Origin of the sequence: Geodermatophilus saharensis, assembly GCF_900188205.1 — a bacterium.
GTDB classification, from domain to species: Bacteria; Actinomycetota; Actinomycetes; order Mycobacteriales; family Geodermatophilaceae; genus Geodermatophilus; species Geodermatophilus saharensis.
Map to the genome: position 1 here is coordinate 706,555 of NZ_FZOH01000002.1, position 14,195 is coordinate 720,749.

A 14,195-nucleotide genomic window follows, 5' to 3' on the forward strand; every position below is an offset into this window, starting at 1 on the left:
GGCGACACGCTGCGCGGGCGCACCGGCCACGCACACGGCCCGGGACGACGGCGGCGCCGTCGTCCACAGGATCAGCCGGCCAGCAGCCGCCGGTCCACCTCCCAGAGCCGCTCGGCGTTCGCCGGGTCGAGGGCGTGGGACGCGACGCCGGTGAGGTCGGGGCCGCGCCGGTCGACGACCTCGGCCTCGTCGACGTCCTCGAGGTAGCGGTCGCCGATGCCCTCCAGCAGCGGCGACGTCGCGGCGAGGAGCGTGGTGGCGGCGCCCTGCTGGACGGTCGTGCGGCGCTCGACGGGGGTCCGCAGCCCCCGGTGTGCCGCTGCAGGTTCGTCGCGATCGCACCCGGCATGACGGCGTTTCAGGTGGTGCCCTCGTCCCGGCAGTGGGCGGTCGCGGCCACGGCGAACAGGATGGTGGCCGTCGTGGACCGCCCGTAGGCGAGAGCGGGTCGTGGGGGAGGCCGAACGCGGCGACGGACCGGCGGTCGGCCAGGTCGAGAGGGGCGACGTGGATGCGCGGGTTCCCGGTGTCGGCTCCCGGGCGCGCGGCCACCTGCTCCCCGACGGCGGTGTCGCACACGGCCAGGGTGACCTCGGCGCCGATGGCGGCGAAGCTGACGATCCTGTCCACGGCGGACCTCCCTCTCCCGCCGGCCGGGGTCCCGGCCCGCCTACCCCGGGGGAGCGCCGTCCCCCCCGGCCACCAGCGTGACCAGCGGCTGCGACGGGTCGACGACGTAGGTCGACAGCATCTGCCCCGTCCCCGGGCCGAGGTCGCGGGCGTTGTGCGGGGTGCCGGGCGGGATGAGGAACCCCTCCCCCGCGTGCAGCGTCCGTGGCGGCTGCCCCTGCACCTGCACCTGCACCGTGCCCGCGGCGATGTACCCGACCTCCTCGCCCGGGTGGGTGTGCCACCCGGACTCCACGCCGACCGGGATCTCGGTGAGGACCTGCACCACCACGCGGCCGGGGACCGACAGGGGTCCGCGCTGGACCTCGGTGCGCGTGAGCCTGCCGGCGAAGGCGTCGCCGGCGGACCTGGGTGCGGGGGCGGGATCGGACGACACGGCCGGACCTCCCGGGGACGGTGGGTCGTCCCGTCACCGTGGCGGGTGGACGGCGGCGGCACATCGGCCATCCGACTGCGGCTCCGCCGCCCACCGACCGCCGCTGCCCGGTCGCAGGAGGGTTCAGCGACCGAGGGCGCGGCCGTCCGGGAGCGTGCGGCCGGCCAGCAGCGCGACCAGCGAGCCGGTGTCCGCACGGACGCTCACCCCGTCGCCCCGGCTCCACGTGGTGTCGGTGGCCTCGAGGCGGACGCCGGTCAGGTCGATGCCGAACACCGCGCCACCGGCGGCGGTGAGGGACTCGAGGACGGCGACCACGGCTCCCACCGGCGCGACCGGCGGGCGGCCGAGGGCGACCGTCACGTCCAGCGAGTGGATGACGGCGTGGCTGAGGGCCCCGACCGCACCGCCGCCGGGCGGCTGCCACCCGTGCAGCTCCGGTGCGCGCAGGGCGGCCAGCAGGTCGGCGGCCGGCAGCGCGGCGTCGCGCGCGGCCACGGTGTCGGACAGGACGCCGAAGTCGCCGCCGGCCGCCGCCATCTCGGCGCCGAACCGCTCGGGCGTCAGCCGCACCGGCATCGTCACGTGCGCCACCACGTGCCGGACCTGCCACCCCGCGCACAGCGACGGCGCATCCCAGACCTCCCCGGGACCGGACGCCAGCAGTGCGGCCAGCCCGTCGTACGTCGGCCCCACCCAGGCCTGCAGGTCGTCCCGTGCCACGTCGTGCCCGTCCCCGTCCATCCCGCTCCCCTACCCACCCGGCCGGCCCGGTTGCCGGCGCCGAGGGGTGGACGTCCGCCGGCGGCCGGACTCATCGGCTGGTCGTCCGGCCGGTGCGCGGGCTCTCCGGTCACCGGGACGGCAGCGGTCCTCAGCCGAGCATCCGCCGGGCCTCGGCCAGCGCCGCGGGGCGGTCACTCCCCGGACCGCGCCGACCGGACCACCGCCACCGGGCACGGGGAGTAGGTGAGGCAGCGCAGGCTCACCGAGCCGAGGAGCAGGCTCGACCAGCCGGTCCGCCCGCGCGACCCCACCACGAGCAGGTCGGCGGAGTCGGCCAGCTCGGTCAGCACGTCCCAGTCGACGCCCTCGACGGTCTCCGCCCGCAGCTGCAGGTCCGGGGTCCGCCCCCGCCACGCCTCCTGCACCGTCGTGCGCAGGGTGACGTCGGCCTGCTCCCGCAGCGTGGTGTGCGGCACCGCCCAGGGCGGGCCGCCGTAGCCGGACACGGTGTCGGTCCAGGCGTGCACGACGTGCAGCTCGGCGCCGCGCAGCCGCGCCTCGGCCGCGGCGAACCGCACCGCGGCCACCGACTCCGCCGAGCCGTCCACCCCGACGAGCACCCGGCTGCCGGTGCCCTGCCACAGCACGGCACCGTGCGTGGACTCGTCGTCCCGGACGACGGCCACCGGTCCCCGCGCGTACTGGGCGCACTGCTGGCTGACCGAGCCCAGCAGCGCTCCGCGCAGGGGCCCCCGGCCGCGGGAGCCGACGACGAGCAGCCCGTCCTCGCCCGCGGCGTCGACCAGCTGCTGGGCCGGTGGCCCGTGGCGCACCTCCGGGTGCACCGGGACGGCGTCGGTCCCCGTCGAGGCGGCGACGTCGGCGGCCTCCGCGGCCATGCGCGACCGCACGTCCGCCTCGGGGTCGGCGACGTCCGCCCGGCCGATCCCCCCGTCGTGGCGTTGCGGCGGCAGGTCGGGCGGCCAGACGGTGACCGCCCGGACCGCCACCCCGTGCAGCCCCGCCTCCCGCAGGGCCCAGGCCAGGGCGGTGCGCGCCCCGTCGGACCCGTCGGTCCCCACCACGACCTCGCGCGGCGTCGTCGCGTCGTCCACGGTGCTCCCCTCGTGACCGTGCCGGCCCGCGACCGCGGCCGGCCGGTCCCGCCCTACCCCGCGGAGCGGTGCCGGTCCCCTCCTGCGGGCACCGCGGTCCCCCGCTCGGCCGTGCAGCGGCTCCCCCGACCGGGGTCCGCGCACGACGGCGGCCGCGCGGGCGTCTCGACGACGTGGGCGAAGACGTAGGCGGGCCGCCCGGTGAGGTCGTGCGCGACCCGAGACGGTGCCACGTCGGTCCGGGCCTGCAGCGGGGACGCCGGGAGCACGCCTGCGTCGGGCACCGGGGAGCCCCTCCCCGTAGCGGTCAGGGACACGTCGGCACCCGCGCCCTCCCGGTCCTCCCCCGTCGACGCCGGGGTCCCCCACACGGGGGACCCGGGACGGACCCACCGGCGCCCGGCCCGGTCGTGCGGGGATGACGCAGGATGGGAGCGTGCTCTCCGTTCCCCTGGCCCGGGCCCTGCGCGACGCCGGGCTGACGTGGACGCCGTCCCGGGGCGACAGCTTCGTGGTCCCCGACAAGGAGATGGACTCCGAGGTCTTCGTGCTCTCGGACATGACCATCGAGGTCCACCAGTTCCCGGCGGGGCCGGTCATCGGCTTCAACGGCACCACCGAGTGGGCGCTGGACTCGATCGAGCAGGCCGAGGCGCTGTGGGTGCCGGCCGAGCACCAGCTGCGCGAGCTGCTCGGTGACGCGTTCGCGGGGCTCGCGCCCACCGGCGAGGGCTACCGGGTCACGCTGCGCGTCGACGGCGCGACGAGCGGGTTCAACGGCCGCGACCCGGCCGAGGCCTACGCCCTGGCACTGCTCTCCCTGCTCCGGGCGCGCCGCCCCTGACCGGACGGGCCGCCCGTCCGGTCACCCCCGCTCGCCGACCGTCCTCCGGCCGAGCCCGTCGGTCCACCTCTTCCAGCGCCGGCGGACGACGAGGCGGGCGGCCGGGGCCCACGGCGGGCGCCAGCGCTGCTGCGGCCGGCGCGCCAGCAGCGTGTTGAGCAGCAGACCGCGCCGGTCCAGGGCGAGGCGCAGCGGGAGGGCCCGCATCGCCGCGTCGACCACGGCGACCACCAGGTGCTCGCCCTTCGACGTGCTGCGGAGCCGGCCGATGAGGTCGTCGTCCCCGACCGTGCGCAGCGCCTGCCGCTCCTCCCGCCACGCGGCCGGGTCCCGGCCCAGCTCCGCGTGCACCGTGGCGGTCTGGACCCCGGCCAGCCAGTCGGCGAGCCGCGTGCGGGTCTCGTCGTCGTCGGGCGACAGCGCGCGCGCCAGGTGCGCCTGCGCGTCCAGCCGGCCGGCGGTCCAGTCCCAGGCGCGCCACTCGCGGAGGCCGAAGGCCGCGAAGTGCATCACCCGGGTGCCGTAGAGCTTCCGGTCCCCCCACCGCCGGGCGAGCCGCGCGTCCTCCTCCGACGTGTCCACGAAGGGGCTGTCGACGTCCGGCCCGAGCCGCAGGAACCGGAACGGCGCGGTCCGCCGGAAGGCCCCGTAGGCGGTGAACGCCTGGGAGGCGACCTCCACGGCCAGGGCCGCGCGGACGACGTCGGCGGTGTCGAGGTCGCCGCCCACCGCGGAGGCGTATCCCCGGGCCGCCTGCTGCACGCAGTGGGCCAGCGCGGCGGGAGCCCGGAGGGCCTCGATGTGCTGCCGCGCCCAGGCGGCGCAGGCGACGTCCTCGGCCGGCGCGCCGGCGGCCTGCTCGACCAGCCGGGCGGACACGGCGTCCCGGACGGCCTCGACCCGGGTCAGGGCGGAGACGACCTCGCCGATCCCGTCGGTGCCCGGCTGCTCGCCCTGGGCGGCGCGGTCGCGGAGGTCGCCGGCGAGCAGGCGGCACACGCGCTCGGCGGTGCCCAGGCCCCAGGCCCAGCCGCCGGGGCCGGGGGTCAGGCCGGTCCCGGGAGGGGGCACCCAGGGCAGGTCCTGCTCGAGCAGCCGGTCGAGGTCCACGGTGGTGGCCGGCGCGAGCACCACACCGCCGCCCTCGTTGGCCGAGGCCAGGGTGGTGCGGACGTCGAGCAGCCCCCCGACCGCCCGCGCCCGCCGGTACTGCTCCAGCAACCCGTCCGCCGCCCCCGTGGGCGCGGCCAGCTCGGCGCGCAGCAGGGTCTCCGGCCCGGCCTGGCGGGCGTCGGCACGCGCCAGCAGCTCGGCCGCGTCCTCCACGTCCGCGCGGACGTCCCCCTCCCGGGGGAAGCCGACGGCGGCACCGAGGACGCCCGTCCAGTCCGGGTGGTCGCCGGCGCCGTCCGGGATCTGCTCCCGGTGACCCGCCGGTGCGGCCCGGTCCAGGCCGGTCGAGGCCTGCCCGCGGGAGGGCACCACGTACACCAGCAGCCGCCGCACCGGCCCCGTGGCCGGACGGCGACCGATGGCGTCGAGCACCGGCTGGAAGGGCGCGTTGTCCAGGACGCCGCCGTCGACCAGCCAGCGGTCGCCGTCGCGCTCCACGGGCGCGGCGGGGAGGATCCGGCGCCGGGCGAGCTCGGGTCCCTCCCGCACCGGGGTGAAGGCCACCGGGAAGGACGCCGACGCCCGGGCGGCGGTGACCAGGGCGCTCTCGGCGTCGGGCCCGTCGAAGTCGTCGACGAGCGCCGGCTGCCACCACGAGGCGTCGGCGTCGCCGTCGCCGGGCCGGTAGACGACCCCGTCGTCCTCGGTGCGGCGGAAGCGGTACTGCCGCCGGTGGTCGGCGACGTCGAAGCGCTGGCCGAAGGAGTCGACGTGCGGCCGGGTGGCCGGGCCCAGGGCGGTCGCGGTGACGAACAGCGTCACGGGCCGGCCGCGGTGGCCGCCGGCGGCGCCCATCCCGGCGATCTCCTCGCGGACCGCCTCCCGGAAGAAGTCGCCGTCCAGGACGCTGGGCAGCGGGTCCTCCTCGCGGCGGCGCAGCAGGCGCCCCTCCTCGAGGCGGGCGCGGTCGTCCCAGACCCGGCGCAGCCGCGGGCCGCCGTCGCCGCCGGGCGGGTCCAGCGGGACCCCGCGGGCCACCGCCGTGGCCAGCAGGGTGCCGTTGAGGCCACCGGCGCTGGTGCCGGCGATGACGTCGACGACGACCTCCCCCACGTCGGCCCGGCGGCACAGGTCCACCCAGGCGTCGAACACCGCCCGGTCGTGCTCGGCCACGCCGCCGACGCCGGCCTCGGACTCGCCGGCGGCGACCCGCGACGCCCGCCGGAGCAGGTCGATCTCGTGGGTGACGCCGCCCATCCACACCGCCAGGCTGACGCCGCCGTTGAGGACGAGGGCCAACCGGACCTCCTGCCGGGATCGGCCCGGAGCGCTGGACGGGGACACGGCTGCCTCCTCCTCGTCGGGGTGCCGCGGCACGGCGGCGGCCTCAGACGCCGCGGGTCCGGGCGGCGACCAGGGCGCCGGCCGCGAACGCCTCGACGCGCACCGTCCGGGCGCCCGGGACGTCCTCGACCCGGATCGTCCGGTGCCCGTCGGCGGCGTCCGCGCTGGCCCGCGGCCGGTCGTCGACGTGCACGTCGAGCCGGTCGGCGCCGGCCACGTCGACCTCGAGCGTGAGCGTGCCACCGGACAGGGACGCGGACACGTCCAGGCGGCGCCGCGGCATGCCCGCGAGCACCCGGCCGGCGTGCTCCAGCAGGTCGAGGTTGCCCTCGAGCACGTCGCGGCGGGTCATCTCGTGCCGCTCGTCCGGGGTGATGCCCAGGTCCTCGACCGGCGTCCCGGCCAGCGCCCCCACCCGCAGCGTGCGGCGCATCGACACCCGCATGTCCGCCCCGTTGGGGAGCGCGACGTACGGGCTGTCCGGGTCGGGCACCGGCTCCTTGAGCAGCCGCGCGAGCAGCCCGTGGGTCCACACGTTGGCCCCGCCGGCGCCGGTGTTGTCGTCGACGCCGAGCACCTTGCCGATCGCGTGGTCCTGGAAGCCCGCGGCGAAGATGTCGGTGGCCGAGTAGCAGCGGGCGTCGGTGACGAGGACGACCGGGCCGAAGTAGCGCTGGCCCGTGGCGTTCGCCTCGTCCCCGGGGGTGATCGGGAACGCCGAGGAGAAGATCGAGCCCGTCTGCACGGCCTGCTCCATGGACCGCAGCCACGGCCCGAGGTCGATGCCGATCGGGTTGGTCGCGTGCTGGCGCACGACGGCCAGGTTCAGGGGGGTGCAGAGGAACTGCACCGGCTCCGGGGTGATCCGCCGCGGCGTGAGGGTCTGCAGGAGGAACTCGCTGGCGAAGATGTGCCCGCCGCCGTTGCCGCGCACGTCCAGGATCAGCCCGTCCTGCGGCAGCAGCTCCACCAGGCGGACGAACTCGGCGAGGAAGGCGTGCGGGTCCGGGACGGCGAACCGGAAGACCCGCAGGTGGCCGAAGGTGCCCGAACCGGTGACCACGCTGCGCGCCTTGAACACCAGCGGCATCGACGTCGGCACGTCGGCCCCGGGGGCGGCCGGCTGCGTGGACAGGTCGACGTCGGCCGCGCCGAGCTGCTGCTCGACCGCCCGGGGGGCGTAGAGCAGCGCCTGCGCGCGCCCCACCTCGTCGGTCAGCAGGTCCAGGCCCTGGGAGGCGGCGGCCGTGCTGACGGCGCCGGCGTCGGCCATCGGCGGCACGTTGGGCGCCACCAGCCACGGCACCCGGAACTCCCGGCGCACCCCGTCGGCGTCGAGGTAGGTGACCGTCACCCACTCCTCGTCCGGCGGCAGGTGCAGCTTCAGCGGCCGGATGGTCAGCGACTCGACGCCGCGGGCGAGGCGGGCCGCGCGGTTGCTGCCGGCGAACCGGTCGGCGGCGACCGCCACCGCCCGCTCGATCGGGACACCGTTCCAGTGGAGGACCTCCACACCCACCCGGAACGTCGGGTCGCTGACGCCGGAGGCGGTCTTGCTGACGATGTACCTCCGCGCCGTCCCCTCGACGCACCGCTCGACCTGGAACGGCAGGTAGGCGACCTGGCCGGCGAAGGGCTCCGGCAGCAGGTAGTTGGTGTGCAGGTCGCGGACCGAGTGGAAGACCTCCGACAGCTCGGCGTGGAAGGCCCGCTCCGGGTCCATCGTGGCATCGGTCTGCTGTCCCAGCCGCGCCCGCAGCAGGCGCAGCCGCTGCACCGGGTTCACCGCGTGCATCGCCGTCTTCAGCGGCAGGTGGACGTAGTTGTCCTCCATGAGGACCAGCGCCTGGTCGACCAGCACGACCCGGTCGGCGTGGGTCAGCGTCCCGGCCGTCGCGACGAACTCGTGCAGCGGCACCGAGCCCGCCAGGGCGGCGTCGCCGGTACCGACCTGGATCGTCAGCTCGACCGGCAGGGAGTCGTCAGCGACCGCGTCGTCCATGGCCTGTCGCGGCTGCAGGACGGTCACGCGGGAGGTCTGGGTCATGGGCCGAGGTCTAGCGGCCGGGCGTCACCGTCGCGTCACCACCGCGTCCCACGGCCGCGTCACCACCGGACCGGCCTCCGCCCGCGCCGTCCGGGACCTCGTCGGGTCCGCCGGTCCCAGGAGCCCGTCCCGGTGGACGCCGGCATGCGCTGCGTCACCTCGGTGGCGGTGATGCGGTGGTGACGCCGCGGTGACGACCTGCGGTGACCATCGTTCCACAGGGTGCTGATCGGTCTGGCCGAACCGACCCCACCGTCGGCAGGGGACCCTCGTCGGCGCGGGAGCAGCGGCGTTCGGAACCGTCTCCCGACGCGTCAGGAGCCAGCGCCTCCCACCGACCCTCACCCACGGCAGCGCGAGGAGAGCCGTCATGACAGAGTCCGACCGCCCGCGCCGGACCTGCGCGACCATGCCGCACCACTTCTACCTCGCCGACACCGATTCGGTGTACCGCGAGAACAGACGCGCCATCGAGACCACCACGAGAGCGGGTCGGGTGGCGACGCGCACGAGCGTCATCCGCATCCCCGTGGTGGTCCACGTCCTCCACCACACGGAGGCGGAGAACGTCGACCAGAGCCAGATCGACAGCCAGATCGCCGCCCTCAACCGTGACTACCGCCTGCTCAACCCGGACAGGAGTCAGATACCGGCGCCGTTCGGGGTGTTCGCCGCAGACGCCCTCGTGGAGTTCGCGCTGGCGGTCCGGGACCCACGGGGCGACCCCACGTCGGGGATCACCCGCACGTGGACCTCGAAGGAGACCTTCCCGTTCGACCCGTTCGACCCGCTGGCGACCGAGAAGCTGGACGCGATGATCAAGTTCGGCCAGTTCGGGAAGGCCGCGTGGCCCCGCGACTCCTACCTGAACATCTGGACCTGCACCATCGGTGGGGGGCTGCTCGGGTACGCCCAGTTCCCCGGCGGCCCCGCGGCGACGGACGGCGTGGTCATCAACAACACCGCGTTCGGCTCCGGTGGCATCGCCCAGGCGCCCTACGACCTCGGCCGGACGGCGGTGCACGAGGTGGGACACTGGCTGAACCTGTTGCACATCTGGGGCGACGACCGCGGCGGCTGCAGTGGCTCCGACAACGTGGACGACACCCCCAACCAGGCCGACTCCAACGGGTCCGAGGTCCGGCTGTCCGACTTCCCGCACGTCACCTGCGACAACGGGCCGAACGGCGACATGTTCGTGAACTACATGGACTACGTCGACGACGACACGATGCTCATGTTCACGAAGGGCCAGGTGCGGCGGATGAACGCGACCCTGGCCGGTCCACGGGCGTCGCTCGCGACCTCGACCGGACTGCTCCCGGTGACCACTCCTCGGCTCGAGGGCACCGCCGACGCCGGCGCCCTGTCGGCCGTCGGCGACGAACGGGGCACCCGTCCGACCCTGGAGTTCGACGGGGTCTCCTGGGTACCCGTCGACTGACGGTGCACCGGCTCCGGGCGGGGAGGTTCACGTTGGGCGGACCGGTCGACACCCGCCTCCTGTGCCAGTCGTGGCTCCGGTCACCCCAGGAGGACTCCGACACCGAGGAGGTCTACCGGCCGGCCGGGTTCGCCTTCCCACGGCGGGAGCGCAGTCGGGCGGGCTACCGGTTCGACGCGGATGGCACGGTCAGACGCGTGGGCGCCGGGGCCACGGACGTGCCCGAGGTCACGACCGGGGTGTGGCAGGTCGACGACGAGGACCCGCAGGGGGTCCGCATCGTCGTCGGCGGCTCACCGCAGCTGCTGGAGATCGCCGACCTCACCCCGGATCGTCTCGCCATCCGGCGTCCGCCGTCCACGGACCCCGGGTGAGGGTCGGAGGGCTCGTGGTGCGCCCGGTCACGGCAGCGTGTCGAGCTCGGCGGCGAGGAACGCCACGTTCATCCGCAGGATCTCGAGCGCGAGGTCGAGGGAGACGGTGTCGATGCGGTCCCTCCCGGAGTGCTCGTTCTCGTTCGCCTGGTCGGCGCCTTCGATCGTGAGCACCGCGGGGAGGCCCTCCTCGATGAAGGGCAGGTGGTCACTGCCCCAGGGGCTCAGCGACGTCTCCACGACCAGCCCCGTGTAGGTGGCGGCCGCCCGCGCCAGGCCGTCGATGACGGCCTGCGAGACGGCCGCACCCTCGAGCAGCACGCTGGCGGGTGTCCGGTTCAGGCACCCGATCATGTCCATGTTCACGACGGCGCGGAGGCGAGCCCGCTCGGCGGCGCCGAGCCCGGAGACGTGGTGGCGGCTGCCGAGCAGACCCTGCTCCTCGCCTCCGAACAGGATCAACCGCAGGTCCTCGGCGGCCGGGTGCTCGCGCAGCGCGTGGGCCACCTGCAGCACGCCCGCGCTCCCCGAGGCGTTGTCGTCCGCTCCGGGGGCGGGCACGTCCGGCCCTCCCCCGGCGTCGTGGTTGACCGAGTCGAGATGGGCGGTGGCCACCACCAGCCCCCTGCTGCCCGACCGCCGTCCTGGGCGGTCGGCGACGACGTTCAGGCCGGCGCCTCCGTCGACGGTGATCGCCTGCGTCCGCACCCCGTACCCCATGTCCTCGAGCCGACGGCCCACCCAGGCAGCCGCCTCGCGGTAGGAACCGGACGTCGAGTGCCGGGTCGGGTAGGAGACGAGGTGCCGCAGGTCGGCCTCGTACGACGCGCGGCTGACCCGGTCGACGAGCGCCTGGATCCACGGCAGGGGGGCGCCGCGGCCTCGGCCGCTCGGCGACGAGGTGAACACCACCTGCCGGTCGGCGAGGGGCCGGACGGCGAAGCGGGTCCCGGTCCGGTCGTCGAGGGCGGACCGGCGCGAGGGGTCGACGGCGACGACCAGGAACCTGCCGTGGTCCAGGAGCACCGGCACGTCGGGGTGCGCCTTCTGGAACGAGCGGCCGCACTGGATCACCAGACGCAGCTGGTCCCGCGGCACCTCCTGCTCTCGGCGGCGCGTCGCGCCGGCGTCGCGTGTCCCGCCGGTCCGGTCCGGCGGGTCGAGTGGGAAGACGTCGTCGCCGAACCTCGCCCAGCCGTGGGCGTCGTCGCCGTCGACGGCCTGCACGGGCGCGGGCCCGGTCGCCGCGGGACGCGGCGAGGACGCGAAGCCGTGCACGATCGGGATCAGATCGGGAAGCGTCGTGATGTCACCCGACGCGCCCGGGCCGGGAGCGAGGTGCACGGCACGCATGCCGAGCGACCGGGCCGCCAGCACGTGGCCCTCGTTCTCGGTGACGAACAACGCGGACTGGAAGGGCAGGCCGGGACCGAACTTGTCCAACGCCGCTCGGAACACGCGCGGGTCCGGCTTGTGCACCCCGACCTCGGTGGAGAGGGTGACCCCCACGTCCACGGGCTCGAAGAAGGCGCGGATGCGGAGACGATCCAGGATGGCCAGGTAGCGCCGCCGGATCGCCGGGATCTCGTCGGGGCCGCGCGGCACGTCGAAGTCGGACACGAGGCCCATCCCCACCGGCTGGTGCTCCTCGTCCCGGATCCGGCTGATGGCCGTCAACGTCTCCACGGCGCCGGGGAGCAACACGTCCTGGTGCTCGAGGGTGTCCCCCAGGTCGAACAGGACCACCTTCATGGCAGGACCTCCGGGAGTCGTCCGCACGGCCGACGGGCACGAGCCGGCGGCGGGCGGGTCAGCCGGCTGCGACGTGCGACTGCCAGCAGCGACAGCGGGTTCGGGGTGGCGGGCTCGGTCGTCCCGCTGCCGCCACCGACGTCGCCGTGCGCCCCGACGAACCACCGCTGCTCGACCTCGGCCCGGTGGCCCGGGACGGGTCTCGGCACGTCGGTCCACAGCGTCGGCTCGAACTGCCCGCGGTGCTCGTCGACGGCGACCGCGTGGCAGGCGACGTCGACCAGCCCGCTGAGGTCCGTGTCGTGGAACCCGTAGCTGCGGCGGGTGAGGGAGCGGCCCGGGCCGGCGGGGATGCTGCTCACCGGTCTGCATCTCCCCGCAGTCCGGGGGCCGTCGTGTCGTGACAGCGCTCGACGACCCTCTCGGCGGACAGGTCCTCGGGGTCCAGCAGCCCGCACTCGGCGATCATCCCGGCGAGGCTGCGCGCGGTGGACGCGCCGCGGCTCCCCCGGGTCGCCGTCTCCCGTGCGTCGGCCTCCGTCACGGTCGCCCCCCCTCGGACCGGGGTCGTCACCCGACACGACCGTCGGCGTCCGCCCCGATCGTGGCGGTGCGGCGTCACGTCGGCGTCACCGCGGCGTCGAGGGCCTGCCCCGCGGCCGCGCCTGGGCTGCCACCCACCGGGGCCGGGCTCGCCCCGGAGGGGTCGAGGGCCGCCACGAGCTGGACACGGCCGTGGTCCGCCCTACGGTCGGGGCGGCGGGACGACCCGAGGAGCGGCGCCATGGCCGAGGTGGAGTTGCGAGTCAACGGGACCAGCTCGCGGGTGCAGCTCGACCCGAGGGTCAGCCTGCTCGACGCGCTGCGCGAGCGCCTGCGGCTGACGGGCACGAAGAAGGGCTGCGACCAGGGCGCCTGCGGCGCGTGCACGGTGCTCGTCGACGGCGAACGGATCCTCGCCTGCCTCGCCCTGGCCGTGCAGTACGGCGGCCGCGAGATCACCACCGTCGAGGGCCTCGGGCGACCCGGACGCCTGCACCCTCTGCAGGAGGCGTTCATCCGGTTCGACGGTTTCCAGTGCGGCTTCTGCACGTCCGGCCAGATCTGCTCGGCGGTCGGCATGCTGGCCGAGCACCGGGCGGGCGTCCCGAGCGTCGTCACGCCCCGTCTCGCGGCCACCGCGACCCCTCTGTCCGAGGCCGAGATCCGGGAGCGGATGAGCGGCAACCTGTGCCGCTGCGGTGCCTACGACGGCATCGTCGACGCGATCCAGCACGTCGCCGGGGTCGACGACCGTGCCGCGACCGCGGAGCCGGCGGCGGACCGATGAGGCCCTTCACCTACCTGAGCGCCCCCGACGTCACCACCGCCCTGCGGGCGATCGCCACGGAACCGGGCGCCAGGCTCCTCGCCGGCGGCACCAACCTCGTGGACCTGATGCGCCAGGACGTCGAGCGCCCGACGACCGTCGTCGACATCTCCACCCTCCCCCTGGACGAGGTGCAGGAGCTGCCCGCCGGCGGCCTGCGGATCGGCGCCCTGGTGCGCAACAGCCGGCTCGCCGCCCACCCGGCGGTCCGCAGCCGCTACCCCGTGCTGTCCCAGGCGGTGCTCTCCGGCGCCTCCGGGCAGCTGCGCAACATGGCCACGGTCGGCGGCAACCTCCTGCAGCGCACCCGCTGCCCGTACTTCGCCGACGGCACCGCCGCCTGCAACAAGCGCGACCCCGGCAGCGGTTGCGCGGCGATCGGCGGGTTCCACCGGGGCAGCGCCGTCCTCGGCACGAGCGAGCACTGCATCGCCACGCACCCCTCGGACATGGCCGTGGCGCTGGTCGCGCTGGACGCCGTCGTCGAGGTGCAGAGCCTGCGCGGCACCCGCCGCATCCCGCTGGCCGAGCTGCACGTCCTGCCCGGCGACACCCCGGACGTCGAGACCGCGCTCGACCCCGACGAGCTCGTCACCGCGGTCGAGCTGCCGGCGCTGCCGGTGGCCGCCTCGTCGCGGTACCGCAAGGTGCGCGACCGGGCCTCGTTCGCGTTCGCGCTGGTCTCGGTCGCCGCGGCCATGGAGGTCGCCGACGGGACCGTCACGGCGGCGCGGCTGGCTCTCGGCGGCGTCGCGGCCCGGCCGTGGCGGGCCCACCTGGCCGAGCGGGCGCTGGTCGGCGCGCCGGCCACCGAGGAGGACTTCCGGCGGGCAGCCACCGCCGAGCTCGCGACCGCCGTCGGCCGACCGCAGAACGCGTTCAAGATCGAGCTCGCGCGGCGGACCGTCGTGGCCACGCTGCACCAGCTGACCACCGAGGGCGGTGCGGCATGACCCGGGCACCCGAGCGCTCCCGGCCGGCCCCGCCGACGCCGAGCCCGG

At 75.9% G+C, this 14,195-nt stretch carries 14 protein-coding genes; 6 read left to right on the forward strand and 8 right to left on the reverse strand.

The window, feature by feature from the left end:
* Positions 1–134 precede the first annotated feature (134 nt).
* Positions 135–437, forward strand: a complete 303-nt coding sequence (locus CHC04_RS07660; protein ID WP_089403235.1) for a hypothetical protein — start codon at positions 135–137, stop codon at positions 435–437.
* A gap of 233 nt (positions 438–670) precedes the next feature.
* Here the strand turns inward: CHC04_RS07660 and CHC04_RS07665 are convergent, their stop codons facing one another.
* The 3 genes from CHC04_RS07665 to CHC04_RS24005 form a co-directional block, all read right to left on the reverse strand.
* Positions 671–1,066, reverse strand: a complete 396-nt coding sequence (locus tag CHC04_RS07665) for a cupin domain-containing protein (protein ID WP_089403236.1) — start codon at positions 1,064–1,066, stop codon at positions 671–673.
* Between the two features lie 123 nt (positions 1,067–1,189).
* Entirely contained in the window at positions 1,190–1,810 is a 621-nt protein-coding gene (locus CHC04_RS07670; protein WP_089403237.1) for a maleylpyruvate isomerase family mycothiol-dependent enzyme, read from the reverse strand.
* A gap of 173 nt (positions 1,811–1,983) precedes the next feature.
* Entirely contained in the window at positions 1,984–2,907 is a 924-nt protein-coding gene (locus CHC04_RS24005; protein ID WP_176449860.1) for a universal stress protein, read from the reverse strand.
* A 436-nt stretch (positions 2,908–3,343) separates the two neighbouring features.
* On the opposite strand from CHC04_RS24005, the gene CHC04_RS07680 reads away from it, so the two are divergent.
* Positions 3,344–3,751, forward strand: coding sequence for a pilus assembly protein CpaE (locus tag CHC04_RS07680; RefSeq protein ID WP_089403239.1), 408 nt, complete (start codon positions 3,344–3,346; stop codon positions 3,749–3,751).
* 21 nt (positions 3,752–3,772) lie between these two features.
* On the opposite strand, the gene CHC04_RS07685 is transcribed toward CHC04_RS07680, so the two are convergent.
* Together CHC04_RS07685 and CHC04_RS07690 are read right to left on the reverse strand one after the other, a co-directional pair.
* Positions 3,773–6,163, reverse strand: a complete 2,391-nt coding sequence (locus tag CHC04_RS07685) for a DUF3376 domain-containing protein (protein WP_089403240.1) — start codon at positions 6,161–6,163, stop codon at positions 3,773–3,775.
* A gap of 88 nt (positions 6,164–6,251) precedes the next feature.
* The gene (locus tag CHC04_RS07690; protein WP_217897229.1) at positions 6,252–8,255 is read right to left on the reverse strand and encodes a S41 family peptidase; all 2,004 of its coding nucleotides are present in this window, start codon (positions 8,253–8,255) and stop codon (positions 6,252–6,254) included.
* A 370-nt stretch (positions 8,256–8,625) separates the two neighbouring features.
* On the opposite strand from CHC04_RS07690, the gene CHC04_RS07695 reads away from it, so the two are divergent.
* The gene (locus CHC04_RS07695; RefSeq protein WP_089403241.1) at positions 8,626–9,699 is read left to right on the forward strand and encodes a zinc metalloprotease; all 1,074 of its coding nucleotides are present in this window, start codon (positions 8,626–8,628) and stop codon (positions 9,697–9,699) included.
* A 197-nt stretch (positions 9,700–9,896) separates the two neighbouring features.
* Positions 9,897–10,073 (forward strand): hypothetical protein, encoded by a 177-nt coding sequence (locus CHC04_RS24010; RefSeq protein ID WP_176449861.1) that lies wholly within the window; start codon positions 9,897–9,899, stop codon positions 10,071–10,073.
* A gap of 27 nt (positions 10,074–10,100) precedes the next feature.
* Here CHC04_RS24010 and CHC04_RS07705 read toward each other — a convergent pair whose 3' ends face one another.
* From CHC04_RS07705 to CHC04_RS24520, 3 genes are read right to left on the reverse strand one after another with little or no spacing between them, the layout of a single operon-like run.
* Positions 10,101–11,825 (reverse strand): M20/M25/M40 family metallo-hydrolase, encoded by a 1,725-nt coding sequence (locus CHC04_RS07705; RefSeq protein ID WP_089403243.1) that lies wholly within the window; start codon positions 11,823–11,825, stop codon positions 10,101–10,103.
* On the reverse strand, positions 11,822–12,187 hold the full coding sequence (locus CHC04_RS07710) for a T6SS phospholipase effector Tle1-like catalytic domain-containing protein (RefSeq protein WP_217897230.1): 366 nt from the start codon (positions 12,185–12,187) through the stop codon (positions 11,822–11,824). The genes CHC04_RS07705 and CHC04_RS07710 overlap by 4 nt, the downstream gene beginning before the upstream one ends.
* Entirely contained in the window at positions 12,184–12,369 is a 186-nt protein-coding gene (locus CHC04_RS24520) for a DUF2235 domain-containing protein (RefSeq protein ID WP_217897231.1), read from the reverse strand. The genes CHC04_RS07710 and CHC04_RS24520 overlap by 4 nt, the downstream gene beginning before the upstream one ends.
* Before the next feature lie 240 nt (positions 12,370–12,609).
* Between CHC04_RS24520 and CHC04_RS07715 the strand changes: the two genes are divergently transcribed.
* Both CHC04_RS07715 and CHC04_RS07720 read left to right on the forward strand, forming a co-directional pair.
* Positions 12,610–13,155 (forward strand): 2Fe-2S iron-sulfur cluster-binding protein, encoded by a 546-nt coding sequence (locus tag CHC04_RS07715; protein WP_089403245.1) that lies wholly within the window; start codon positions 12,610–12,612, stop codon positions 13,153–13,155.
* Complete coding sequence (locus CHC04_RS07720; RefSeq protein WP_089403246.1) at positions 13,152–14,147, forward strand: FAD binding domain-containing protein; 996 nt, start codon at positions 13,152–13,154, stop codon at positions 14,145–14,147. Before CHC04_RS07715 ends, CHC04_RS07720 begins: the two co-directional genes overlap by 4 nt.
* The last annotated feature ends 48 nt before the right edge of the window (positions 14,148–14,195 follow it).

Coding starts and splice junctions, on each gene's coding strand:
- CHC04_RS07695 (WP_089403241.1), top strand. CDS start 8,626: ATGACAGAGTCCGACCGCCCGCGCCGGACCTGCGCGACCATGCCGCAC.
- CHC04_RS07705 (WP_089403243.1), bottom strand. CDS start 11,825: ATGAAGGTGGTCCTGTTCGACCTGGGGGACACCCTCGAGCACCAGGAC.
- CHC04_RS07720 (WP_089403246.1), top strand. CDS start 13,152: ATGAGGCCCTTCACCTACCTGAGCGCCCCCGACGTCACCACCGCCCTG.
- CHC04_RS07670 (WP_089403237.1), bottom strand. CDS start 1,810: ATGGACGGGGACGGGCACGACGTGGCACGGGACGACCTGCAGGCCTGG.
- CHC04_RS07715 (WP_089403245.1), top strand. CDS start 12,610: ATGGCCGAGGTGGAGTTGCGAGTCAACGGGACCAGCTCGCGGGTGCAG.
- CHC04_RS07690 (WP_217897229.1), bottom strand. CDS start 8,255: ATGACCCAGACCTCCCGCGTGACCGTCCTGCAGCCGCGACAGGCCATG.